This is a genomic window from Streptomyces sp. NPDC048106, from assembly GCF_040706415.1.
In the GTDB taxonomy this organism is placed as follows: Bacteria; Actinomycetota; Actinomycetes; order Streptomycetales; family Streptomycetaceae; genus Streptomyces.
Map to the genome: position 1 here is coordinate 123,330 of NZ_JBEZND010000013.1, position 22,945 is coordinate 146,274.

The window sequence follows — 22,945 nt, forward strand, 5'->3', positions numbered from 1 at the left end:
GGCCGGTTGTCAGTGGGCGCGGATAGCGTCCGTGGCTACTGGACCGTCGAGCAGGGGGTTTGCCGTATGGAGTTCCGGATCACGCGCGGGGAGCTGGCGGAGGCGGTGGGCCGGGCGGCGCGGGCGCTGCCCGCGCGGACGCCGGTACCGGTGCTGGGCGGGCTGCTGCTGACCGCGGCGGCCGGGCGGCTGGCGGTGTCGGGGTACGACTTCGAGACCGCGGCCCGCGCGGAGACCGAGGCGGAGGTGGGCGCGGCGGGCCGGGTGCTGGTGCTCGGGCGGCGGCTGCTGGACATCTGCCGGGTGGTGCCGGAGGGACCGGTGGACTGCGCGCTGGAGGGGACGCGGTTCACCCTGACGGCGGGCGGCACCCGGTTCGGGCTGTCGACGCTGCCGTACGAGGAGTATCCGGCGCTCCCCGAGGCGCCGCCGGAGTACGGCGCGGTGGACGCGGAGGCGTTCGCGGCGGCCGTGGGACAGGTGGCGGTGGCGGCGGGGCGCGATGACACGCTGCCGGTGCTCACCGGGATCCAGCTCCGGCTGGACGGCGAGGAGATGACGCTGTCGGCGTCCGACCGGTACCGGTATGCCGTACGGCGGCTGGAGTGGAAGCCGGGGGCGGGGGCGGCCGGGGATCCGGTGGAGACGCTGGTGCCCGCGCGGCGGCTGCTGGAGACGGCGCGGGGGCTCGCGCGCTGCGGATCGGCGCGGGTCCTGCTGGATCCGGGGGCGGGGGGCACCGGGGTCGTGGGGTTCGAGGGCGGGGGCGCGCGGACGCTGCTGCGCCGGCTGGAGGGCCGGCTGCCGGGGTACGGCTCGCTGTTCGAGCTGACGGGCGCCTCGGTCGCCGAGGTGGACACCGCGGCGCTGGCGGAGGCGGCGCGGCGGGTCGCGGTGGTCGCCGAGGCGAACAGCCCGGTGCGGCTGGACTTCGCCGCGGCCGAGGGGACGCTGCTGGTGCGGGCCGGGTACGGGGACGACGTGGCGGCGCAGCGGCTGCCGGCCGTGCTGCGGGGCGCCGAGGAGCTGACGGTGGCGTTCAACCCGGCGTATCTGCTGGACGCGCTGAACTCCTTCGAGAGCCCCGGGCTGCGGTTCGAGCTGCTCGGGGCGGGGCAGCGGACGCTGCTGAGCGGCACCGGGGCGGCGGCCGGTCATCGCCATCTGCTCATGTCCGTGAAGCAACTGGTCTGATCTGGTCTTTTTCTTGCTCCGGCGGTCATTGTCAGTGGGCTGCGGTAGCTTGCGAAATGCTGGGGCGCGAAGGCGCGGAGCGGCCACAGGGGCGGGTGGACGATGGGCGAGAGCACGGCGACGGCGGGGATCGACGTCGCGCTGGAGAAGCACCGGACCGAGCTGACCGGGTACTGCTACCGGATGCTCGGCTCCTCCTTCGAGGCGGAGGACGCGGTGCAGGACACCCTGGTGCGGGCCTGGCGGAGCCATGAGAGATTCGAGGGCCGCTCCTCGCTGCGCTCGTGGCTGTACCGGATCGCGACGAACGTGTGCCTGGACATGCTGACGGCGGCCAACAAGCGGGCGCGGCCGATGGATCTGACCGACGCGACCCCGCTCGCGCAGGCGGCGCTGGCGCCGCGCCCGGATCACACCTGGCTGGAGCCGGTGCCGGACGCGCGGGTGCTGCCCTCGGTGGGCGACCCGGCGGAGGCGGCGGTGGCCAAGGAGTCGATCCGGCTGGCGTTCATGGCGGCACTCCAGCAACTGCCGCCCCGGCAGCGGGCGGTGCTGATCCTGCGCGAGGTGCTGGCGTGGAAGGCGAGCGAGGTCGCCGAGCTGCTGGACACCTCGGTCGCCTCGGTCAACAGCGCCTTGCAGCGGGCGCGGGCCACGCTCGCCGAGCGGGCGGACGCGGGTCCCGAGGGCGCGGTGTCCGATCCGCTGGACGAGGAGCAGCAGAAGCTGCTGGAGCGCTATGTGCGGGCGTTCGAGGGATACGACATGACGGCGCTGACGGCGCTGCTGCACGAGGACGCGGTGATGACGATGCCGCCGTTCGACCTGTGGCTGCGCGGCCCGGCCGACATCACCGGCTTCATGAGCACGCTCGGCGCCTCCTGCGCCGGTTCCCGGCTGGTCCCGGTGCGGGCCAACGGGCTGCCCGGGTTCGCGCACTACAAGCCGGACCCGGACAGCGGCGGGTTCGGCCCGTGGGCGGTGCAGGTGCTGGAGCTGTCAGCCGGCCGCATCACCGGTTTCCACTGCTTCCTCGACACCCAGCGCTGGTTCCCCCTCTTCGGGCTGCCCCTCCGTCTGGAAGCGGAGCCCGGCGAGCGCGAGGAGGGCGAGTAGCGCGGGGGCGGGGGCGCGCAGCCGGATCCGGCCGCCGGCCCGGCGGGCGGCCAGTTCCAGCCGGGCCAGCAGATCCACCTGCGCGAGGCCCAGCGGCCCGAGCGCGCCCGCGTCGCAGACGACCACGCGGGCGCCGGTGCGCTCCAGGGCCGACCGTACGGCGTCGCAGAGCACCGGTATCCCGTCACGGCCGACGGGTCCGGGCAGCACCAGCACAGGGGGTTCCTCGGCGTCCACGCGAGGGTAGACAGCCGGGCCGCGCGTAACTCATCGCGCCGCCGTGCGACCCGAGGCGGGTCACCGGCGTCACACGCGTCACATTGACCGACTTCCCTCCCACGCTGGAGGGTTGAGGCCGTGACGGGGGTACTCAGCGGGTTCGCGGTGATCGCGATCGTGATCGGGGCGGGCTACGTGCTCGCCCGCCGTGCGACGCTCGGGGCGCAGGGCATGGAGGTGCTGACCCGGCTGGCGTTCATGGTGGCAGGCCCGGCGCTGCTGTTCACCACCCTGGCCAGGGCCGACCTGTCGGTGCTCTTCTCCGCCCGCCTGCTGGTGACGGCGCTGAGCACGGCGGCCGTCTCGGCCGTCTTCGTGGTGGCGGGGGTGGCACGAGGGTGGGGCGTGGGTCGTACGACGATCGGCGCGCTGTGCTCCGGTTACGTCAACTCGGGCAACCTGGGCATCCCCATCGCCGCGTACGTCCTGGGCGACGCGTCCCTCGTGGCCCCGGTCCTGCTCTTCCAGGTCGTCCTCGTCACGCCGGTCGCGCTCACGGTGCTCGACCTGTCGGGGACGGGCGAGAAGGGCACGTTCGGGCAACGGCTGCTGACCCCGCTGCGCAATCCGATCGCGGTGGGCTCGCTGTCCGGCGTGGTGGTCTCCGCGGCGGGGTGGAAGCTGCCGGGCCCGGTGATGGATCCGCTCACCCTGATCGGCAACATGTCCGTCCCGGCGGCCCTGCTGGCCTTCGGCATGTCCCTGCACGGCGGCACGGCCCCCTGGCGCGGCCGGGACCGCCGGCTCGTCCTGCTCTCCGTGGCCCTGAAATCCCTGGGCCAGCCCCTCGCCGCCTGGGCCCTCGCCACGTCCCTCTTCCACCTCCACGGCGCCCCCCTGCTGGACGTGGTCGTCACCTCCGCCCTGCCCGCCGCCCAGAACCTCTTCACCTACGCCAGCCGCTACCACGTGGCCCAGTCCCTGGCCCGCGAGTCGATCCTGCTGTCGACGGTGGTGTCGGTACCGGTGCTGGTGGGGGTGGCGGCGGTGCTGGGGTGAGGGTCAGTCGACAGGGAACTCGCCGGTGTCGATCGTGACGTCGAAAGGTGCCGGGAGCTTGAGGGGATCCCCGAACTTCACCGCGCTGAGGACCCGGTGGACATCGCCTTTCGGTTCTCCGTAGAGGGTCACGGTGGGGCCGCCGGGCGCCCAGCGGTCGATGAGGAGGTAGAGCGGGATCCCCGCGGTGGCGTAGGCGGCCGCCTTGCTGACGCGGTCGTGGCGGGCATTGGACTTGGAGGTCACCTCGACGACGAGTTCGGCGAGGGCGGCGGGGACGTAGGAGTCCTCCTCCAGGTGCTCCTGCACGGGCATCACCAGCAGGTCCGGAATGAGCATGCCCAGCCGTGCCGGTACGGCGATCGACTGGGTCTGGAAGATGGCCCAGTCCTCGGGGATGACGGAGTAGAGGCGACGCTGGATGCGTTCCGCGATCACATTGTGGCGGAGCGTGGGAGAAGGTGACACGGTGATGATCCCCTCGATGATCTCCACCTTGCTACCCTCGGGCCATTCCATCTCCTCCCAGTACCGGACGAGGTCGTCCCAGTACTGGTCGGGGTCCTGGCTCACGGTGAGTGCGCGCATCGCGGGTCTCCTTGTCGGTGCGTCACCGATCCCAGCATGCCGAACGGGACCGGCGAAGGTCCACCGATCCCGTTCACCCGTATGGGGAAACCGCAGGTCAGGCGATACGTTCCAGCACGACCGGCGTGGCTTCGAACGCGGTGCCCGGGGCGGCGATGTCGTAGGAGCCGTCGACGGCCTGGAGGGCGTAGTCGAAGCGTTCCGGGGTGTCCGTGTGGAGGGTCAGCAGGGGCTGGCCCGCGGTGACGGTGTCGCCCGGCTTGGCGTGGAGTTCCACGCCCGCCGCGGCCTGCACCGGGTCCTCCTTGCGCGCACGGCCGGCGCCGAGGCGCCAGGCGGCGAGGCCGATGTCGTAGGCGTCGAGGCGGGTCAGGACGCCGGAGGAGGGCGCGGTGATCACGTGCTGTTCGCGGGACGTGGGGAGCGGGGCGTCCGGGTCGCCGCCCTGGGCCGCGATCATGCGGCGCCAGACGTCCATCGCCGAGCCGTCGGCCAGCGCCTTCGCGGGGTCGGCGCCCTTCAGGCCCGCCGCGTCCAGCATCTCCCGCGCCAGCGCGAGCGTCAGCTCGACCACGTCGGCCGGACCGCCGCCCGCGAGGACCTCCAGCGACTCACGGACCTCCAGCGCGTTGCCCGCCGTCAGGCCGAGCGGGGTGGACATGTCGGTCAGGAGCGCGACGGTGCGCACGCCGTGGTCCGTGCCCAGGCCCACCATCGTGGAGGCCAGCTCGCGCGCGTCGTCCAGCGTCTTCATGAAGGCGCCCGTGCCCACCTTCACGTCCAGCACCAGCGAGCCCGTGCCCTCGGCGATCTTCTTGGACATGATGGAGGACGCGATCAGCGGGATCGCCTCGACCGTGGCGGTCACGTCGCGCAGCGCGTACAGCTTCTTGTCCGCGGGGGCGAGGCCGTCGCCCGCCGCGCAGATCACCGCGCCGACGCCGTCGAGCACGTTCAGCATCTCCTCGTTGGAGAGGAGGGCGCGCCAGCCGGGGATGGACTCCAGCTTGTCCAGGGTGCCGCCGGTGTGGCCGAGGCCCCGGCCGGACAGCTGCGGGACGGCCGCGCCGCAGGCCGCCACCAGCGGGGCCAGCGGCAGGGTGATCTTGTCGCCGACGCCGCCCGTGGAGTGCTTGTCGGCGGTCGGGCGGGACAGCGCGGAGAAGTCCATGCGCTCGCCGGAGGCGATCATGGCCGCCGTCCAGCGGGCGATCTCGCGCCGGTTCATGCCGTTGAGCAGGATCGCCATGGCGAGCGCGGACATCTGCTCGTCGGCGACCTCGCCGCGGGTGTACGCGTCGATGACCCAGTCGATCTGCTCGTCGGTCAGCTCGCCGCGGTCCCGCTTGGTGCGGATCACGGAGATGGCGTCCATGGCCATGGCTGGTGGCTTCCTTCCGGGAGGTGCAAAGGGGTACGGCCCCCCTGTGCCGAGGCGCCAGGGGGGCCGTACGGGGAGTTACTTGGTGAGATGGTCCGGGCCGAAGGCCTGGGGCAGCATCTCGGACAGCGGCAGGACGCCCGCCGGGGTGTCCAGGAGCAGGGCCGGGCCGCCGAACTCGTACAGCAGCTGGCGGCAGCGCCCGCACGGCACGAGCAGCGAGCCCTCGCCGTCCACGCAGGTGAAGTGCGTCAGGCGACCGCCGCCCGTGCGCTGGAGGTGCGACACCAGGCCGCACTCGGCGCACAGGCCGAGCCCGTACGAGGCGTTCTCGACATTGCAGCCGGTGACGGTGCGGCCGTCGTCGACCCGGGCCGCCACGCCGACGGGGTAGCCGGAGTAGGGGGCGTAGGCGTGCGCCATCGCCTCCCGGGCCTCGGCGCGCAGCGCCTCCCAGTCGAACCCGGCCGCGTTCTCGGTCACTTGCCCTGACCCTTCCGGTACCGCATGCCGTCCGCCTTCGGCATCCGCAGGCGCTGCGCGGACAGCGACAGCACCAGCAGCGTGACGACGTACGGCGTGGCGCCCACGAAGTCGTTCGGCACCTCGTCGGTGAACAGGTACCAGACCAGGACGCCCACCGCCACGATCAGGCTGGTCGCGCCCTGCCACACGGCCTTGCGGTACAGCTTCCAGGCCGCCAGGGCGACGAGGAGGACGACCAGGAGGAGCAGCAGCGCGTGCACGGTCGTGCCGCCGTTGCGCAGCTGGAGCGCGTCGGAGTAGCCGAACAGGCCGGCGCCCATGGCGAGGCCGCCCGGCCGCCAGTTGCCGAAGATCATCGCGGCGAGGCCGATGTAGCCGCGGCCGCCGGTCTGGTTCTCCAGGTAGGTGTGCGAGGTGACCAGCGCGAGGAAGGCGCCGCCGAGGCCGGCGAGGCCGCCGGAGACGGCCACGGCCGCGTACTTGTACGTGTAGACGTTGACACCGAGGGACTCCGCCGCGACCGGGTTCTCGCCGCAGGAGCGCAGCCGCAGCCCGAAGGGGGTGCGCCACAGCAGCCACCAGCTCGCCACGAACAGCACCGCGGCCAGGATGGTCACCACGGACAGGTGGGTGACCACGCCGCCGATGACGCCGGCCAGGTCGGAGACCACGAACCAGTGGTGCTTCTCGATCGAGTGCAGGCCGTCGGACAGGCCGGGGACGGTGACGTCCGGCAGGGCGTCCACGGGCGGGGACTGCTTGGGGTTGCCGCCCGCGTCGGAAGCCGCGCCGCTGGTGAAGCACAGCTTGGCGAGGTACTGGGTGGCGCCGAGCGCGAGCAGGTTGAGCGCGACACCGGAGACGATGTGGTCGACGCCGAAGGTGATGGTGGCGACGGCGTGCACCAGGCCGCCGAGGACGCCGAAGCCGATGCCGCACAGCAGGCCCAGCCAGGGGCTGGACTGCCAGCCGGCCCAGCCGGCGCCGAAGGTGCCGAGCATCATCATGCCTTCGAGGCCGATGTTGACCACGCCGGCCCGCTCGGACCACAGGCCGGCGAGACCGGCGAGGCCGATCGGCACGGCGAGCCCGAGGGCGGCGGCGACCTGCCCGGCGGAGTCGAGGTCCTGCGAGCCGGTGATCATCCGGACCGCGGCCAGGAGCAGCAGCGCGCCCGCCACGAGCACCAGGATCTGGCCGAGCGAGCGGCCCGAACGCTGCGGCGCGACGCCGGCGGCCTTGGGCGCCGCGGGCGGCGGCGCGTCGGTCATCGTGGCAGTCATCACGCCACCTCCTGCTTCTTCATCGGGGCGGCGGCGGCCTGGGCGGCGAGTTCGGCGCCGACCTTCTGCTGCTGGCGCTTGAGGCCGTAGCGGCGTACGACCTCGTAGGCGATCACGACGCACAGGACGATGACGCCCTGGATGACGCCGAGGATCTCCTTGTCGTAGCCCTGGAACTCCAGGTGGTTGGTGGTGCGCTCCAGGAAGCCCCACAGCAGGGCGCCGAGCGCGATGCCGATCGGGTTGTTGCGGCCGAGCAGCGCGATGGCGATGCCGGTGAAGGCGATGCCGGTCGGGAAGTCGCTGCTGTACTGGTAGCTCTCGTTGAGCAGGGTCGGCATGCCGATCAGACCGGCCGCCGCACCCGAGATGATCATGCTGGTGACGACCATCTTCTTCACCGACACACCGCTCGCGGTGGCCGCGCTCTCGGACTGTCCGACGGTGCGCAGGTCGTAGCCGAACCGGGTGCGCCCGAGGACGAACCAGTAGGCGATGCCGACGATCGCGGCGATCACGATGAAGCCGTCCAGCTCGCCGGCCGGGCCGGTGTCGAAGAGGAAGAAGTGCGAGGCCGACGGGAGCGGCTTGGTGGCGACGACGGTGCCGCCCTGGTAGAGGTGGGCCAGCTTCCCGGGCTGGAGCAGGTAACCGATGATCGCGGTGGCGATCGAGTTCAGCATGATCGTCGAGATGACCTCGCTGACGCCCCGGGTCACCTTGAGGACGCCGGCGATGGCCGCCCACACCGCGCCGGTCGCCATGGCGCAGACCAGGATCAGCACGATGGACAGCCAGCCCGGCAGGGTCAGCGCCCCGCCGAGGACGGCGGCGAAGAACGCGGCGAGCCGGTACTGGCCGTCGACACCGATGTTGAACAGGTTCATCCGGAAGCCGACGGCCACCGAGACGCCCGCGAGGTAGTACGTCGTCGCCTTGTTGAGGATGTAGACCTGGCTGTCGCTGGCGAAGCCGTAGGTCAGCATGTCGTTGAAGGCGGGGCCGGGGTTCTTGCCGGTCGCGAGGATCACCAGGGCGGTGATGACGAGCGCGGCGACGACCGCGAGCAGCGGTGCCGCGATCCCGAGGAGCAGCCGCTCCTTGTCGAACCGTGAGGTCATCTTTTTCATCGGGCGTCGTCCTCTGCGTGCTCCAGGTGGCCGGTGGCCGCACCCGTCATGGCGGAGCCCAGCTCCTCGGGGGTGATGGTGGCGGGGTCGGCGTCGGCGACCAGACGGCCGCGGTACATCACCCGCAGGGTGTCGGACAGGCCGATCAGCTCGTCCAGGTCGGCGGAGATCAGCAGCACGGCGAGGCCCTCGCGGCGGGCCTCGCGGATGTGGTCCCAGATGGCCGCCTGCGCGCCGACGTCCACGCCCCGGGTGGGGTGGGCGGCGATGAGCAGCTTGGGGCCGTGGCTCATCTCGCGGCCGACGATCAGCTTCTGCTGGTTGCCGCCGGACAGCGAGGCCGCGGTGACGTCGATGCCGGGGGTGCGGACGTCGTACGACGCCACGATCCGCTCGGTGTCGGCGCGGGCGCCCTTGATGTCGAGCAGGACACCGCGGGAGTTGGGCTTCTCGGTGACGTGGCCGAGGATGCGGTTCTCCCACAGCGGGGCTTCCAGGAGGAGACCGTGGCGGTGGCGGTCCTCGGGGATGTAGCCGATGCCGGCCTCGCGGCGGTCGCGGGTGGCCCTCTGCGAGATGTCGGTGCCGTCGAGGGTCACGGTCCCGGCGTCCGGGTGGCGCATGCCCATGATGGCCTCGACCAGCTCGGACTGGCCGTTGCCCTCCACGCCGGCGATGCCGAGGATCTCGCCCCGGTGGATGGTCAGCGAGATCTGGTCGAGGATGACGCGCTCGACGCCGTCGAGGTCGGTCTGGCTCAGGTGCAGGCCCTCGACCGTGAGCATCGGGACGTCGGTGACCGTGGACTCCTCGGTCTCCGGGGTGGGCAGTTCGCTGCCGACCATCATCTCGGCGAGCTGGCGGGTGGTGGTGGAGGCCGGCTCCGCGGTGCCGACCGTCGTGCCGCGCCGGATGACGGTGATCTCGTCGGCGACGGACAGCACCTCGCCCAGCTTGTGCGAGATGAAGATGACGGTGAGGCCCTCGGCCTTCAGCTCGCGCAGGTTGTCGAACAGGGCGTCGACCTCCTGGGGCACGAGCACGGCGGTCGGCTCGTCAAGGATGAGCGTCCTGGCACCGCGGTAGAGGACCTTGAGGATCTCCACGCGCTGGCGGTCGGCGACGCCCAGTTCCTCGACGAGGACGTCGGGGCGCACGTTCAGGCCGTACGCGTCGGAGATCTCCTTGATCTTCGCGCGGGCCTTGCCGCCGATGCCGTACAGCTTCTCCGCGCCGAGGACGACGTTCTCGAGGACGGTGAGGTTGTCGGCGAGCATGAAGTGCTGGTGCACCATGCCGATGCCGCGGGCGATGGCGTCGGCGGGGTTGTGCAGGACGACCTGCTCGCCGTCGACGGTGATGGTGCCCTCGTCCGGCTGTTGCATGCCGTAGAGGATCTTCATCAGGGTGGATTTGCCGGCGCCGTTCTCACCGCACAGGGCATGGACGGTGCCCTTGGCCACGGTGATGTCGATGTCGCGGTTGGCGACGACGCCGGGGAAACGCTTGGTGATGCCGCGCAGTTCGACGGCAGCGGGAGGGCTGGACGCGTTGATGGCGCACTCTCCTCGGGGAAAGGGGCTGCGTAGGGGAGGGCAGGCGTCGGCGACGCTAGCGCGGCAACTCCGTGCTACACGCGTAGAGTTGACACATTGTTATGGCTCGGCGAAGGGGCCGTGAACGGCTCCCCGCGCCGAGCCGGAGTCCGGTGGACGGGCCGGACCCTTACCGACCGGCCAGCGGTCGGTCGGACCGGATCAAGGGGTGGTCTTGACCGTGATCTTGCCGTCGACGATCTTCTGCTTCGCGGCGTCCAGCTTGGGCTGGATGTCCTTCAGGTAGCCACCGCTGGTGGCCAGGGAGACACCGCCCTTGGCGAGGGAGTACACGTTGTTGCCCGCGAGCGGCTTGCCGTTCTTGACGGACTGGATGAAGTCGAAGACGCCGACGTCGACGTTCTTGACCGCGGAGGTCAGGATGGAGCTCTTGTACTTCTCCATGCCCGGGATGTTGTACTGGTCCGAGTCCACGCCGATCGCCCAGGCGCCCTTGACGCCGTTGACGGCCTCGATCGCGCCGGTGCCGGAGGAGCCGGCCGCCGTGTAGACGACGTCGGCGCCGTTGTCGAGCATGCCCTGCGCGGCCTGCTGGCCCTTGTCCGGGCTGGAGAAGCCGGAGAAGTCCTGGCCGTGGGTGAGGTACTGGACGTCGACCTTCACCTTGGGGTTGGTGTCGTGCACGCCCTGGACGTAACCGGCCTCGAACTTCTTGATCAGCGGGTTGTCGACACCGCCGATGAAGCCGACGTGGGTCTTCTTGGTCTTCAGCGCGGCGGCGACGCCGGCCAGGTAGGAGCTCTGCTCCTCGGTGAAGGTGATGCTGTCGACGTTCTTGCCGTCCACGACCGAGTCGACGATGCCGAAGCTGGTCTTGGGGTACTTCGCGGCGATCTTCTGCACCGACGGGGCGTAGGCGTAGCCCACGGCGACGATCGGGTTGTAGCCGGCGTCCGCCAGGTCCTGGAGGCGCTGCTCGCGGTCGGCCTCGGTGTCCGAGGTCTTCGCGGTCAGCTCCTTGATCGAGCCGCCGAACTGCTTCTCGGCCTTGTCGGCACCGCGGGCGGCGGAGTCGTTGAAGGACCGGTCACCACGGCCGCCGACGTCGTAGGCGAGACCGATCTTGATGCCGCCCTTGGCGCCGCCGCCCGAGGAGGAGGACGAAGAGCTGGCGTCGTCGGAGGACGTCTTGCCACAGGCAGTGGCGGAAAGGGCGAGGGCTGCGGTAACAAAACACGCAGCGGAAAGCTTGGCTACCCGGCGCACGGGAAGGCTCCTTCACCTGACCTGAGCGCCATGTCGGCGCTTGAGCCGAACACCCCGGCGGCGACGGCTTCGCGGCATCGTAACGCGCGTAGATGTCGCAAAAAACCCTCTCTCGAAGCTGTTATCGATTCGAGGCAAACAGCATCTGAACTCGCTCTCCGAGTCCTCCCATACCGTTGTTGCGGCCAGCGCACGATTGGCTTGCGAATAGGTTGCGCCCGAGCGTGGACGGCCCCTCTCGGGAGCCGTCCGCCGGGTCGCCTCAGCCTTGCGGGGTGCTGCCCTCGTCGTCCAGGAACGCGGCCGCCGTGAACATCTCCACGCCGACCGTGATGGCGTGCTCGTCGGCGTCGAAGTCGCCTTGGTGCAGGTCACGCGCGATGCGCTCGCCGGGGCGGCGCACGCCCAGCCGGGCCATCGCGCCGGGCACCTGCTCCAGGTACCAGGAGAAGTCCTCGCCGCCGAGGCTCTGCTCGGTGCTCTCCACGGAGTCCCGGCCCCGGCGCGCGGCCATGGCGCGGCGCAGCAGGTCGGCCGAGCCGCGGTCGTTGACGACGGGCGGCACCCCGCGCACGTAGTTGATCTCGGACTTGGCCCGGTGCATGGTGGCGACCTCGTCGATGGCCGCGTGCACGATGTCGGGGGCCTGCCGCCACGCCTCCAGGTCCAGGCAGCGTACGGTGCCGGACAGCTCGGCGTGCTGCGGCACCACGTTCGGGGCGTGACCCGACTCGATACGGCCCCAGGTCACGGCGAGGCCGACGCGAGTGTCGACGCGGCGGGCGACCAGCGCGGGCACGTCGACGGCGACGCGGGCGGCGGCGGTGACGAGGTCGGTGGTCAGGTGCGGGCGCGCGGTGTGGCCGCCGGGCCCGTCGAGGGAGATCTCCAGGCGGTCGCAGGCGCTGGTGATGGGGCCGTGCCGCAGCCCGACGCGGCCGGCGTCGACGCGGGGGTCGCAGTGCACGGCGAGGATCCGCCCGACCCCGCTGAGCACGCCGTCCTCGATGGCGCCGAGGGCGCCGCCGGGCAGCACCTCCTCGGCGGGCTGGAAGATCAGCCGTACGGGTCGGGTGAGCAGCCCCTTCGCGTGCAGGTCGGCGAGGACGAGACCGGTGCCCAGCACCACGGTCGTGTGCACGTCGTGTCCGCACGCGTGCGCCCGGTCGGGCACGGTGGAGCGGTACGAGCAGTCACTCTTCGTGTCCGGGATCGGCAGGGCGTCGATGTCGGCCCGCAGCGCGAGCAGCGGTACGGCGGGCCGCTCCCCCTCCGTCATGCCGATGTCGCACACGAGTCCGGTTCCGGTGGCGAGGACGCGGGGGCGCAGCCCGGCCTTCTCCAGCCGCTCCTTGATCGCGGCGGTCGTACGGAACTCCTGGTTGCCCAGCTCGGGGTGCATGTGCAAGTCGCGGCGGAAGGCGACGAGTTCGGCGTGCAGGGACTCGCTCAGCACGCCGGGGAGCACATCCCCCGAAAGGCCGGCCTCGGACTCTAGGGACATCAATTGCTTCACCCTCTGAAGGGTAGGACGCCCGGCTGGTCAACTGCCCCTGGATCTACAAAAGTTCAGCCCGTGGGGGGAAGAAAATCCGACCGCTGGACGCATGACTGTGGACTCTGATGGGTAAAACCACTTTTTTCTCCTTCCACGCATACCACGCCTTGGCCGGATCACGCTCGTCATGTCCACGAACCGGACCTCCAGTCGGCCCGCAGCCAGTAGGGTCGCGCCCCGTGACGCAGACGACGACCGAGGACTTCCTCCAGAGGACCCGCAGCTCCTACGACGCGATCGCGAGGGACTACGCGGCGCACTACCCGTACAGCCTCATGCACCCCCTGGACCGGAGCATGATCACGGCCTTCGCGGAGCTGGCGGGGGGCACGGCCCCCGTGGCCGACCTGGGCAGTGGGCCCGGCGGCGTCACCGCGCTGCTCCACGAGCAGGGGGTTCCGGCGTTCGGCATCGACCTGTCCCCCGAGATGGTGGCGCTGGCCCGTGAGGCGCACCCCCAACTCCGTTTCCAGACGGGCTCGATGACGTCCCTGGACGTGCCCGACGCCTCGCTCGGCGGCATCCTCGCCCTCTACTCCACGATCCACGTGCCCGACACCCACCTGCCGGGCGCGTTCGCCGAATTCCACCGTGCCCTGCGCCCCGGCGCCCCCGCTCTCCTCGCCTTCCAGGCCCGCAAGCCCGCCGAGGCCGATCCCCGCCTGCACCTCGCCGAGCGCTTCGACCACGAGATCGCCCTCGACTATTACTGGCGTACGCCCGAACAGGTCACGACGCTGCTTACGGAGGCGGGCCTGGCCCTGGTGGCGACGGTGCGCCGGGAGCCCCAGGGCGAGGAGACCCGACCCCGGGCCTTCGTGCTGGCCGCGAAGCCGTAGCCGTAGAGCGGTCAGCCGGTGTGGCCGGCCCGGTGCGAGCGTCTGCGGCGCCAGGCGCCCAGGGCGGTGGCGAGGGCCAGTACCGCGAGGACGACCACCGCCGCCACGTAGTGACCGGGAGTGGCCCAGGCGGGACCCGGCCAGACCGACACGTCCACCTCGGCCGTGTCATTGGCGGCCACGGCGTCATGACCGGGGCGCCCGGCCTCGCCGCCGGAGACGCTGACCCGCCCCCCGCGGCCGGCGGCCGCCTTGTCGATGCGGAGGGTGAAGGGAAAGGTCGTCGTGGCGCCCACCGCTCCGGCCCGTGCCGTGCACACGTACCGGCGTGCCCTCGGCTGTCTCGCGGAGGGCGTGGTCAGGGGCGTGCCGTCCGGGGCGAGCGCGCGGCACTGCTGGTCGATCAGTTCCTCGTCCCTCTCGAACTCGTAGGGGGAGGAGACGACGGTGGTACCCGGCGGCACCGTGAACTCGACCCGCGCCGGGGCGGGCAGCGCGCCGGGCCCGTCGTTGCGCACACCGACGCGCACCGTGGCGAGGCTGCCGACCGGCCCCCTGGCGGTACCGGCGACGGCGACCAGGTCGCTCTGGTTGCGCACCGTCACCTTCAGTTCCGACGAGTTTCCGTGCGCCGTACCCGCGCCCCGGGCGTCGGCCGCCACCAGGCGGAGCGCGGCTCCGTCGCCCCGTCGGTACCGCGACGCCAGCGGCTGCGGGGGCACGTAGTCGGTGCCGAGGGCGTCGGCGCGGAACGAGACGCTCGGGTACGTGGCGTCACGGCCGGCCCGCAGCACTTCCGGCGCGCCGAGGCGGTAGGACGCGCCAGGGGGGATGACGACCTCGGCGGCCGGCAGGCGACACCACGTCGATGTGCCGCCCCGGTAACGGCAGTTGCCGTGCCTCTCGGCCGGCTCGATGCCGTCCCGGGTGTCCACGAAGAGCGCGACTCCACGCGCGGGTACGTCGCCGGTGTTGCGGATGGTCAGCGAGACGGCGAGGCGGCCGCCCGGGTCGACGTCGAGCCGGTCGGCGTGCGCTTCGACCGTCAGCACCGGCCTGCCGATCACGATGCGGGTGCTTCCCGTGACGGCGGGCCGGCCGGGCGAGGTCACCCGGTAGCGCAGCACCGCCGAGTCGCCCGCCGCGGCGCCTTTCGCGGGACTCAGGTGGAAGACCTGGAGACTCCCGCCGCCGGAGAGTCCCCCGACGTCCCCCTCGCACCGGAAGACCGGCAGCCGGACGGGACACCGGTCCAGTGCCGTCCTGATGATCGCGGTGCCCGCCAGATCACCGGCGTCGAAGGTGACCGTGGCACCGGCCGCCTGCTTCTCCTGGACGCGCAGGTCGGCGGTGCCGTGGGGGTCGTGCGGAACGTAGAGGACCGACGGCACGACCAGCTCGGGCACGGAAGAGGACGCGCAGCCGACGAGTGACGCCGGCGTCGCGGCGAGGAGGAGGACCGGCCCGACGGCCGCACGGAAGAGCCGGATCGGGGCGGCGACGCTCCTTCTCCCCTTTGTGAAAGGCCACTTGACTTCCTCGAACGTGTCCACCGGCTCACCCTGCCAGGAGGACATCACGTCCGTGCATCGGTCCTGTCACACGGCTCCGCCGCACGGCGCGCTCTCCGCGCTCGCCGGGTGTCAGCGGCGCGGTTCGATCTTCAGGTCGCCCGCGGTCACCTTGCGGATATGGTCACTGGCGAGCACGTCGTGCGGGAAGCCGAGCCCGATCGCGCCGGCCTCGTCCAGGCGGGCCCGTTGGGCGGCGGTGAAGTCGACCTCCAGGGCGCCCAGGTTGTCCTCAAGCTGGGCCGGGGTGCGGGCGCCGATGATCGGCGCCGTCACATCGGGGTTCAGCAGGGTCCAGGCCAGTCCGACCTGGGCGGGTGTGCGGCCCAGCTCCGCGGCGACGTCCTTCACGACGTCGGCGAGGGCGAGGTTGCGTTCGGTGAGCGTGCCCAAGGCGAAGTTGAAGCTCTTTCGGGTGCCGTCGCCGGCTGTGATGTTCGCCGCGGCCAGGTCGTCACGGCTGTACTTGCCGGTGAGAATCCCGCCGGCCAGCGGTGAATACGGGATCACGCCCAGCCCCATCTCACGTGCCATGGGGATCAGGTCACGCTCCCCGGCACGCTCGGTCAGGTTGTACTCGATCTGCAGCGCGACCAGCGGCGACCAGCCGCGCAGGTCGGCGATCGTCTGCATCCGCGACACCTGCCAGGCCGGGGCGTTGGAGATCGCCACGTACAGGACCTTGCCCTGGCGGACCAGATCGTCCATACCGCGCAGGATCTCCTCGACCGGCGTCGTGAAATCCCACACGTGCAGGTAGAGCAGGTCGATGTAGTCCGTGTTCAGCTGCCGCAGACTGGCTTCCACCGACCCGAACAGGCTCTTGCGGTGAGGGCCACCGGAATTGGGGTCGCCGGGCCGGCGCAGCGTCGTGTATTTGGTCGCAAGCACCAGGCTTTCGCGGTTGTCACGGGTGAATTCACCCAGCAGCCGTTCGGAGCTGCCGTTGGTGTAGGTGTTGGCGGTGTCGATGAAGTTGCCGCCGCGCTCGACGTAGAGGTCGAACAGTTTGCGTGCCTCGTCCCGCCCGGCGCCCCAGCCCCACTCGGTGCCGAAGGTCGCCGCGCCCAGCGCCAGCGGTGAGATCCGCAGCCCGGAACGGCCCAGCAGCCGGTACGTGTCGAGAGTGAGCGACATCATGTCCTCCTGTGCCCGTGGTCCGTCGTCGAGGACAAGCCTGTGACCGCCGCGAGCCGGGGATAAGGGAAGAGGTTTCCTGGGAACAGCGGTCCTACCCTGGCTGTTGGACCGGGCATGACGACGCGCGCCGTGGAGACGACACGGGAGCTGGCCGCGTTCCTGCGGACCCGGCGCGAGCGGCTGGACCCGCACGACCTCGGTCTGCCCTCGCGTCGGCAGGCCCGGCGGACCCCGGGGCTGCGCCGCGAGGAGGTCGCGGAACTGGCCGGGGTCAGCGTCGACTACGTCGTGCGGCTGGAACAGGGTCGCGGGCTGCGGCCCTCGGCGGAGGTGGTGGAGGCGCTGGCCCGGGCGCTGCGCCTCGCCCCCGCCGAACGCGTCTACCTCTTCGACCTGGCCCAGCAGCGCCCCCGTAGCGCCGGCAAGCCCGCCACCACCGCGGCGCCGCCGCTGACCCGGCTGGTCGCAGACTTGTCGCCGCTGCCGGCCATGCTGATGAACCACCGCTACGACAGCCTGGCCTGGAACCGCGAAATGACGCGGCTGCTACTGGATTTCGAGACCTTGCCTCCGTCGCGGCGCAATTCGATGCGGCTGTGCCTGACGCACCCGGAGATACGCGAGTTCTACGTCGACCGGGAACGCGCCGTGCGGGAGGGGATCGCCCACCTGCGCGCCGCGTGGGCCGCGCATCCGGAGGATCGGGCGCTGACCGGCCTCATCGCCGAACTCATGGCTCGCGACGAGGACTTCGCGAGGTTGTGGGCCGAGCGGGACATCAAGGTCAACGGCCGCGGGGACAAGGTGCTCCGGCATCCCGACGTCGGTGTGATCGCGCTGCGTTTCGAGGTGCTCGTACCACTTGAGGATCCGGACCAGCGACTGCTGATCTTCCGCGCCGCGGACGATGAGAGCCGGTCGGCGTTGGACCGGTTGTACGCGCGGTGATGTCCCACCGCCCGGCCGGCGTCAGAAGCGGAAGACGAAGCTACTGCCCACCGAGGCCTCGCAGTCGTTGCCGTACGTCTTGGTGAAGTACACGGGCTGCCGGCGCCAGGTGCCGGTCACGGTGACGGTAATGGGTGCCCAGTCGCCCCCGCAGCCGTAGCCCGAGGCGCGCGGGATCAGGGCGAACTGTCCGTCGACGGCGATGAGTTGGGTGCAGGCGTCCTGGGCCGTGGGGTGGGTGCCCCCGGTGGGTTCGCACTGGAGGGTGACCTGTTTGTTCACGGGGCCGGCCCCACTCGTGCCGGTTTTGGTGAGGGTCAGGTTCGTCGGGGACGAGGCGTCGGCCGCGGCCGGTACGACGGACGCGGCCGTCGCGGCGAGGCCCGCGGCCAGGAGAACTCCGAGTCTCTTTCTCATGTTCCTCCGATCATCCGTAGGTGTGCCGTCGAGTGCCATTGAAGCGCGCACCCGGTGGTGCCGGACAGATGGCGCGTCGGCCACCCTCACAGCGGCTACGCCAGGCTCACCGACGCCAGCCGATGGACGTCCCGCGCCGTCCCCGTCACCCCCGACAGGAACCCCTGGGCCCGGGGGGACGCGTGCGCCGTGAGCCAGGCCGGGTCGATGTCGCAGACCGCGACGCGTACGCCGGTGCCGGCCAGGGCCAGCGGAAGGGTGTGGACCACGGTGGAGGGGAAGCTGAGGATCGTACGGCCGATCGGGCCGCGGCGGGCGATCACTTCCAGGGGGAGGTCGGGGCGGACGATCTCCAGGCCGGTTTCCGCGGCCAGGCGGTGCAGCTTCTCCGTGCTTTCGCGGCGGTGGGCGAAGTAACGGGTGGTGCCGTGGGCCTTGGCCAGGGCACGGACGGCCTCCAGGTAGGAGTCGCCGTCGACCACTCCCGTCTCCACCAGGGACGTGCCCACCATGTCCGTGCCCTTGGTGATGCGCGGCGGGCCGAAGCGGGCCCGGGTCCAGGAGAAGTCGTTGGCCGTGACCGTGACGCCGTCCGGGGTCTCGTGCACCGGCATGGAGGAGAAGATCTCCACCCGGCGGCGCGCGCTGGGCGTCAGCCGGCGGCGGGCCGAGGCGGAGACCGGCGCGAAGAGCAGGTCACGGGGTCCGGGACGGCCGCCCTTGCGGTGCCAGCGCACCAGGCGTTCGCCGCGGGCGAGTTGGGCGACGAACTCCATCGTCGCCGTGCCGTCGTCCACCACCACCAGGTCGCGCGCCCGGGTGATGGTCAGCAGAAGCTGGACGTAGCGGGAGAAGGGGTCGCCCATGACCACGCGGTCGGCGCGGCGGAGCAGGCCCGCGAGGCCGCCGATGGTGGCGAAGGGCGCGGTCGGGCCGCCGCGGGCCTCCTCCCAGCGCACCCGGTAGCCCTCGTCCCGGGCCAGGTCGGCCATGCGGCGCAGCTGGCCCCGGGTCATGGGGTCGGTCGGGGACAGGACGACGACCGTGAGGTCCGCGCCGGCCGGGGACGAGGTCCCGCCGACCACCGTCCGCCGCACCTGCGCGGGCACGGACGGCAGCGGTCCCGCGATCGGGACGGGGTCCGCACCCGGCATCGGGCCCGCACCCGGCAGGGCCCCCGCACCCGGCATCGGGCCCGCACCCGACATGGGCCCCGCACCGGGCACGGGCCCCGCATCAGGCACCGCACCCGCGCCCCCGCCCGGCTCCGCCCCCACGTCCCCGCCCCGCACCGACCCCCCGTCCGGTGCCGGATCCGGGGCCATGCCGCGTGGTCGCGGACGCGGCCGTGGCCCGTACGCGTGCGCGTGTGCCCATTCCAGTACGTTCAGAAGCTGGACCGGGCTCTCCACGAAGGCGAGCGTGCGGGAGGGGTGGCCGGTGCGGCCGGCGCGGGGGCTCATCGGGGGTCGACCGTCCCGTCGTCAGTGACCTGGTTTCACACCGTGACCGGCTCGCCGGCCGCGGCCGCGATCTCCGCCTCGGCGACGACACCGGCGACGCGGCGCAGCTTCTTCATCGGGCCCAGCTCGGAGTCGTAGACCTTCTTGACGCCGTCGCCGAGGGAGGCCTCGATGGTGCGGATGTCGCGGACCAGGCGCGTGAGGCCCTGCGGCTCGACGGAGGCGGCCTGGTCGGAGCCCCACATGGCGCGGTCGAGGGTGATGTGGCGCTCGACGAAGGCGGCGCCGAGGGCGACGGCGGCCAGCGTGGTCTGCAGGCCGGTCTCGTGGCCGGAGTAGCCGATCGGGACGTTCGGGAACTCCTTCTCCAGCGTGTTGATCACGCGGAGGTTCAGCTCCTCGGCCTTCGCCGGGTAGGTCGACGTGGCGTGGCACATCAGGATGTTGTCCGAGCCGAGGACCTCCACCGCGTGGCGGATCTGCTTCGGGGTGGACATGCCGGTGGAGAGGATGACCGCGCGGCCCGTCGCGCGCAGGGTGCGCAGCAGCTCGTCGTCGGTCAGGGAGGCGCTCGCCACCTTGTGGGCGGGGACGTCGAACTTCTCCAGGAAGGCGACGGCCTCGGTGTCCCACGGGGACGCGAACCAGTCGATGCCCTTCTCCTTGCAGTACTCGTCGATCTGGCGGTACTCGTCCTCCCCGAACTCCACCCGGTGGCGGTAGTCGATGTAGGTCATCCGGCCCCAGGGGGTGTCGCGCTCGATGTCCCACTGGTCGCGCGGGGTGCAGATCTCGGGGGTGCGCTTCTGGAACTTGACGGCGTCGCAGCCCGCCTCGGCGGCGACGTCGATCAGCTTGAAGGCGTTCTCCAGCTCACCGTTGTGGTTGATGCCGATCTCGCCGCAGATGTAGACGGGACGGCCGGGGCCGACCTCGCGCGAACCGAACGTACGCAGCCGGGAGTTGGTGCTCATCAGGGGGTTCCTTACTTGGGGAGGGAATCGAGAGAGGGGCCGAGGATCCAGCTGGCGATCTCCCGGATCGCGCCGTCACCGCCGGGCAGGGTGGTGACCGCGCGTGCGGCGCCGCGGACGACGTCGTGGGCGCTCGCGACCGCCACCGGCCAGCCGACGAGGGCGAAGCAGGGGAGGTCGTTGACGTCGTTGCCCACGTAGAGCACGCGCTCCGGCGCGATGCCCTGCTCCTCGCACCACTGCTTGAGGGCGAGGTCCTTGCGGTCGATGCCGTGCAGCACGGGAAGCCTCAGCTTCCGGGCGCGGGCGGCGACCACGGGGTTCTGTTCCGTCGACAGGATCAGCATCCGCAGGCCGCTCCTGCGCAGCGCGGCGATGCCGAGTCCGTCCCCGCGGTGCACGGAGACGAGTTCCCGTCCTTCGGAGTCGATCAGCACCCGGTCGTCGGTCTGGGTGCCGTCGAAGTCGAGTACGACCGCGTCGATGTCGCCGGCCGTCGGCAGCGCGCCAAGGAGGTCCGCGTCGAAGAGGGGGGCCAGGGCGCGGGCCCGCGCGAGGTCGTGCGGGTCGTCTATCTCCAGCACCCGGGCGGGGTCGGTGCGCACGAGTTCGGTGCGGCCGAAGAAGCGGTGCCCGTGCGCGCGGAAGCCCGCCGCGTCCATGGCGTAGGCCGTGCCCGTCTCCAGGAAGTCCTGGGGGCGGTCCTGGCGACGGGGGCGGTACGACTTGTCGTGGTTGACGCCCACCCCGTCCCCGGCCCCCTCACCTTCCCCGGTGTCACCGGCACGCCAGACGAAGCCGTGGAAGGGGGCCACGGTCACCGCCGTGTCCGCGCCGTTCTCGACCACCGCGCCGGCCACCCCGTCGACGTCCTCGCGGACGATGAAGGGGCTGGTGCACTGCACGAGGAGGACGACGTCGACGGCCGCGCCGTGCAGGGCCTCGTGGGCGTCCATGGCGTGCCGGACGGCGGCCTCGGAGGTGGCGGTGTCCCCGGCGATGGCGGCCGGGCGGAGCACCACCTCGGCGCCGGCCTCGCGGGCGGCGGCCGCGATGGCCTGGTCGTCGGTGGAGACCACGACGTCGGTCACCAGGCGGGCGGCGCGGCACTCGCGCACCGCGCGGGCGACCAGCGGGACGCCGCCGACCGGGGCGAGGTTCTTCGCGGGCACGCCCTTGGAGCCGCCGCGGGCGGGGATCACCGCGAGCACCCGGCGCACCGAGGCGCCCTGGCCCGCTTCCGGGTCGGACATGGGGTCTACTCCTTGGGTAGTGGTCACAGCTCCCCCATCCGCCGGATCACCGGGGCGACGCGCTGGACGCCGTGCCGGTAGGCGCCGCGCGCGGCCCGGCGCACGATCTGCCGGACGGGTCCGGGCGCCCGGTCGGCGGTGGGCGCGCCGGGCAGCGGGACGCCGTCGGGGCCGAGGTGGTGGCGGGCGAGGATGCCGGGCAGATAGCCGGGCGCGGTCTCGGCGGTGTAGTAGGGGGTCAGGGGCGGCAGCCCGTCCGCGCGGTCGAGCAGCTCGGCGATGCGCTCGCGGGCCGCGGAGAAGCAGGAGTCGTACGACCCTTCCCCGGCGGCGACCCCTTGGCGGGCCACCCACTCCTCGTCGGGGGCGGGCCGGTGGCCGGCGTCGAGCTGGTCCCAGGAGGCGAGGCAGCCGGAGCCGGTGAAGTGGTGGTTGCCGAGCGCCTCGCGCACGCCCAGGTCGGTCAGGACGACGGTGGGGACCCGGCGGTGCAGGGCTTCCAGGGCGGCCGTGGAGCTGATCGTGACCAGCAGGTCGGTCCGGTCGAGCACCTCGCCCATGTGGCCGTACACCAGGCGGAAGTTGGCGGGCACGTCCTTGCCCTGGGCCAGCTTCTGGTAGGGCAACTCCTCGATGTGGGTGGTGTGTTCGCCGGGCTTGGAGCGCAGCTTGAGCAGCACCTCCCGTTCGGGGTGCGTGCGGGCGTGCCGGATGAGGCGGTCGAGGAGGTAGGTACGGTCGCGGCGGTTGTCCGGGACGGACGGCTGGGCCGCGAACACCACGGTGTAGGGCTCGTGTTCACCGGTGTACGGCGCCCCGCCGAGGAAGGGCAGCGCGACCTCGGTGACCGCGCCGGCGTCGGCGCCGACCCCCTCGTACACGGCCCGGAACCGGTCCGCGTCATGGCGGGAGTTGGCGAGGACCAGGTCCGCGCCGTGCCGCAGCAGCAGGCCGTCGGTGAGCTTCTCGTAGACGACGCCGACGTAGCCGGTGACGACGACGGGCCGCCGGCCGGTGCCCCACGCGCTCCGCAGTCCGTGCAGCATGGCCTGCACTCCGCCGCCGACCAGCGCCAGCACCAGGACGTCGTACGGCTCCCGGCTCATCGCGTGCAGGAACTCGACGCCGGTGACCTCGCTGAGGGAGTCGGCGCGGACGCCGACCTCCTGGAGCTGGCGGGCGGTGGGGGTGGCTCGGCCGCGCAGGAGGTAGCCGTCGAGCCGGACCTCGGCATCCGCCGGAGTGAGCCGCCGCGCGGTGAGCGCGCCCCACTTCCACCGGGTGTCGGAGTCCGCGAGGACGGCGACCCGCAGGGACTTCGTTGCACTTGCTGGCACGTCCACGACGCTAGGAAGCCATTCCGCCGTTCCGCCCAACCCGACCGCAACAAACGGTTAACAGCACGTCGCCGAATGGCGAATCGGCTCGTGAGGGGCCCGGAAAAAGGTCTGGTTCACAGCTTCGCCACGTGTCATTCACCCCGCATCAAGCAAAGCGTCAAGAC

General features: G+C 71.8%; 21 protein-coding genes. 5 read left to right on the top strand and 16 right to left on the bottom strand.

Going from position 1 to position 22,945, the window contains the following annotated elements; genetic code table 11:
* Positions 1–66 precede the first annotated feature (66 nt).
* A complete protein-coding gene (gene dnaN / locus AB0927_RS16325) occupies positions 67–1,194 on the top strand; it encodes a DNA polymerase III subunit beta (RefSeq protein WP_366668242.1) in 1,128 nt (375 codons plus the stop codon).
* Between the two features lie 102 nt (positions 1,195–1,296).
* Entirely contained in the window at positions 1,297–2,310 is a 1,014-nt protein-coding gene (locus tag AB0927_RS16330; protein WP_366668243.1) for a sigma-70 family RNA polymerase sigma factor, read from the top strand.
* Here AB0927_RS16330 and AB0927_RS16335 read toward each other — a convergent pair.
* Positions 2,194–2,547, bottom strand: a complete 354-nt coding sequence (locus AB0927_RS16335; RefSeq protein WP_366668244.1) for an STAS domain-containing protein — start codon at positions 2,545–2,547, stop codon at positions 2,194–2,196. The two genes, AB0927_RS16330 and AB0927_RS16335, sit on opposite strands and share 117 nt — an antisense overlap.
* A gap of 120 nt (positions 2,548–2,667) precedes the next feature.
* Here AB0927_RS16335 and AB0927_RS16340 point away from each other — a divergent pair, with 120 nt between their 5' ends.
* Positions 2,668–3,588, top strand: a complete 921-nt coding sequence (locus tag AB0927_RS16340) for an AEC family transporter (protein WP_366668245.1) — start codon at positions 2,668–2,670, stop codon at positions 3,586–3,588.
* A 3-nt stretch (positions 3,589–3,591) separates the two neighbouring features.
* Here the strand turns inward: AB0927_RS16340 and AB0927_RS16345 are convergent, their stop codons facing one another.
* The 8 genes from AB0927_RS16345 to AB0927_RS16380 all read right to left on the bottom strand — a co-directional run bounded on the left by AB0927_RS16345 (position 3,592) and on the right by AB0927_RS16380 (position 12,782).
* Entirely contained in the window at positions 3,592–4,176 is a 585-nt protein-coding gene (locus tag AB0927_RS16345) for a Uma2 family endonuclease (protein ID WP_366668246.1), read from the bottom strand.
* A gap of 97 nt (positions 4,177–4,273) precedes the next feature.
* Positions 4,274–5,557, bottom strand: coding sequence for a thymidine phosphorylase (locus tag AB0927_RS16350; RefSeq protein ID WP_366668247.1), 1,284 nt, complete (start codon positions 5,555–5,557; stop codon positions 4,274–4,276).
* Between the two features lie 78 nt (positions 5,558–5,635).
* Positions 5,636–6,040, bottom strand: coding sequence for a cytidine deaminase (locus AB0927_RS16355; protein ID WP_366668248.1), 405 nt, complete (start codon positions 6,038–6,040; stop codon positions 5,636–5,638).
* A complete protein-coding gene (locus AB0927_RS16360; protein WP_366668249.1) occupies positions 6,037–7,326 on the bottom strand; it encodes an ABC transporter permease in 1,290 nt (429 codons plus the stop codon). The genes AB0927_RS16355 and AB0927_RS16360 overlap by 4 nt, the downstream gene beginning before the upstream one ends.
* Positions 7,326–8,456 carry an ABC transporter permease gene (locus AB0927_RS16365; protein ID WP_366668250.1) on the bottom strand — a complete coding sequence of 377 codons (1,131 nt, stop codon included), beginning with the start codon at positions 8,454–8,456 and terminating at the stop codon, positions 7,326–7,328. The genes AB0927_RS16360 and AB0927_RS16365 overlap by 1 nt, the downstream gene beginning before the upstream one ends.
* The gene (locus AB0927_RS16370) at positions 8,453–10,012 is read right to left on the bottom strand and encodes an ABC transporter ATP-binding protein (RefSeq protein WP_366668297.1); all 1,560 of its coding nucleotides are present in this window, start codon (positions 10,010–10,012) and stop codon (positions 8,453–8,455) included. The genes AB0927_RS16365 and AB0927_RS16370 overlap by 4 nt, the downstream gene beginning before the upstream one ends.
* A 201-nt stretch (positions 10,013–10,213) precedes the next feature.
* Positions 10,214–11,278: a BMP family ABC transporter substrate-binding protein gene (locus AB0927_RS16375; protein ID WP_366668251.1), complete on the bottom strand. Its 1,065-nt coding sequence runs from the start codon at positions 11,276–11,278 to the stop codon at positions 10,214–10,216.
* Positions 11,279–11,540: 262 nt separating this feature from the next.
* On the bottom strand, positions 11,541–12,782 hold the full coding sequence (locus tag AB0927_RS16380; protein ID WP_366668252.1) for an amidohydrolase: 1,242 nt from the start codon (positions 12,780–12,782) through the stop codon (positions 11,541–11,543).
* A gap of 233 nt (positions 12,783–13,015) precedes the next feature.
* On the opposite strand from AB0927_RS16380, the gene AB0927_RS16385 reads away from it, so the two are divergent.
* Positions 13,016–13,675, top strand: coding sequence for a class I SAM-dependent methyltransferase (locus AB0927_RS16385; RefSeq protein WP_366668253.1), 660 nt, complete (start codon positions 13,016–13,018; stop codon positions 13,673–13,675).
* Between the two features lie 11 nt (positions 13,676–13,686).
* On the opposite strand, the gene AB0927_RS16390 is transcribed toward AB0927_RS16385, so the two are convergent.
* Together AB0927_RS16390 and AB0927_RS16395 are read right to left on the bottom strand one after the other, a co-directional pair.
* Positions 13,687–15,228, bottom strand: coding sequence for a hypothetical protein (locus tag AB0927_RS16390; RefSeq protein WP_366668254.1), 1,542 nt, complete (start codon positions 15,226–15,228; stop codon positions 13,687–13,689).
* A gap of 90 nt (positions 15,229–15,318) precedes the next feature.
* Entirely contained in the window at positions 15,319–16,383 is a 1,065-nt protein-coding gene (locus AB0927_RS16395; protein ID WP_366668298.1) for an aldo/keto reductase, read from the bottom strand.
* 117 nt (positions 16,384–16,500) lie between these two features.
* On the opposite strand from AB0927_RS16395, the gene AB0927_RS16400 reads away from it, so the two are divergent.
* Positions 16,501–17,334 (top strand): helix-turn-helix transcriptional regulator, encoded by an 834-nt coding sequence (locus AB0927_RS16400; RefSeq protein ID WP_366668255.1) that lies wholly within the window; start codon positions 16,501–16,503, stop codon positions 17,332–17,334.
* A 21-nt stretch (positions 17,335–17,355) separates the two neighbouring features.
* On the opposite strand, the gene AB0927_RS16405 is transcribed toward AB0927_RS16400, so the two are convergent.
* The 5 genes from AB0927_RS16405 to AB0927_RS16425 all read right to left on the bottom strand — a co-directional run bounded on the left by AB0927_RS16405 (position 17,356) and on the right by AB0927_RS16425 (position 22,778).
* Positions 17,356–17,751, bottom strand: a complete 396-nt coding sequence (locus AB0927_RS16405) for an SSI family serine proteinase inhibitor (protein WP_366668256.1) — start codon at positions 17,749–17,751, stop codon at positions 17,356–17,358.
* 95 nt (positions 17,752–17,846) lie between these two features.
* Positions 17,847–18,905, bottom strand: coding sequence for a hypothetical protein (locus tag AB0927_RS16410; RefSeq protein WP_366668299.1), 1,059 nt, complete (start codon positions 18,903–18,905; stop codon positions 17,847–17,849).
* 344 nt (positions 18,906–19,249) lie between these two features.
* Positions 19,250–20,188, bottom strand: coding sequence for an N-acetylneuraminate synthase family protein (locus tag AB0927_RS16415; protein ID WP_366668257.1), 939 nt, complete (start codon positions 20,186–20,188; stop codon positions 19,250–19,252).
* Between the two features lie 11 nt (positions 20,189–20,199).
* Positions 20,200–21,441, bottom strand: coding sequence for an acylneuraminate cytidylyltransferase (locus tag AB0927_RS16420; protein WP_366668258.1), 1,242 nt, complete (start codon positions 21,439–21,441; stop codon positions 20,200–20,202).
* 23 nt (positions 21,442–21,464) lie between these two features.
* A complete protein-coding gene (locus tag AB0927_RS16425) occupies positions 21,465–22,778 on the bottom strand; it encodes a DUF6716 putative glycosyltransferase (protein WP_366668259.1) in 1,314 nt (437 codons plus the stop codon).
* Between the last annotated feature and the right edge of the window lie 167 nt (positions 22,779–22,945).

Excerpts from the sequence above, each read along its gene's own strand:
- AB0927_RS16365 (WP_366668250.1), bottom strand. The coding sequence starts at position 8,456 with ATGAAAAAGATGACCTCACGGTTCGACAAGGAGCGGCTGCTCCTCGGG.
- AB0927_RS16415 (WP_366668257.1), bottom strand. The coding sequence starts at position 20,188 with ATGAGCACCAACTCCCGGCTGCGTACGTTCGGTTCGCGCGAGGTCGGC.
- AB0927_RS16380 (WP_366668252.1), bottom strand. The coding sequence starts at position 12,782 with ATGTCCCTAGAGTCCGAGGCCGGCCTTTCGGGGGATGTGCTCCCCGGC.
- AB0927_RS16395 (WP_366668298.1), bottom strand. The coding sequence starts at position 16,383 with ATGTCGCTCACTCTCGACACGTACCGGCTGCTGGGCCGTTCCGGGCTG.
- AB0927_RS16350 (WP_366668247.1), bottom strand. The coding sequence starts at position 5,557 with ATGGCCATGGACGCCATCTCCGTGATCCGCACCAAGCGGGACCGCGGC.
- AB0927_RS16360 (WP_366668249.1), bottom strand. The coding sequence starts at position 7,326 with ATGACTGCCACGATGACCGACGCGCCGCCGCCCGCGGCGCCCAAGGCC.
- dnaN (WP_366668242.1), top strand. The coding sequence starts at position 67 with ATGGAGTTCCGGATCACGCGCGGGGAGCTGGCGGAGGCGGTGGGCCGG.
- AB0927_RS16405 (WP_366668256.1), bottom strand. The coding sequence starts at position 17,751 with ATGAGAAAGAGACTCGGAGTTCTCCTGGCCGCGGGCCTCGCCGCGACG.
- AB0927_RS16400 (WP_366668255.1), top strand. The coding sequence starts at position 16,501 with ATGACGACGCGCGCCGTGGAGACGACACGGGAGCTGGCCGCGTTCCTG.
- AB0927_RS16330 (WP_366668243.1), top strand. The coding sequence starts at position 1,297 with ATGGGCGAGAGCACGGCGACGGCGGGGATCGACGTCGCGCTGGAGAAG.
- AB0927_RS16345 (WP_366668246.1), bottom strand. The coding sequence starts at position 4,176 with ATGCGCGCACTCACCGTGAGCCAGGACCCCGACCAGTACTGGGACGAC.
- AB0927_RS16410 (WP_366668299.1), bottom strand. The coding sequence starts at position 18,905 with ATGCCGGGTGCGGACCCCGTCCCGATCGCGGGACCGCTGCCGTCCGTG.
- AB0927_RS16420 (WP_366668258.1), bottom strand. The coding sequence starts at position 21,441 with ATGTCCGACCCGGAAGCGGGCCAGGGCGCCTCGGTGCGCCGGGTGCTC.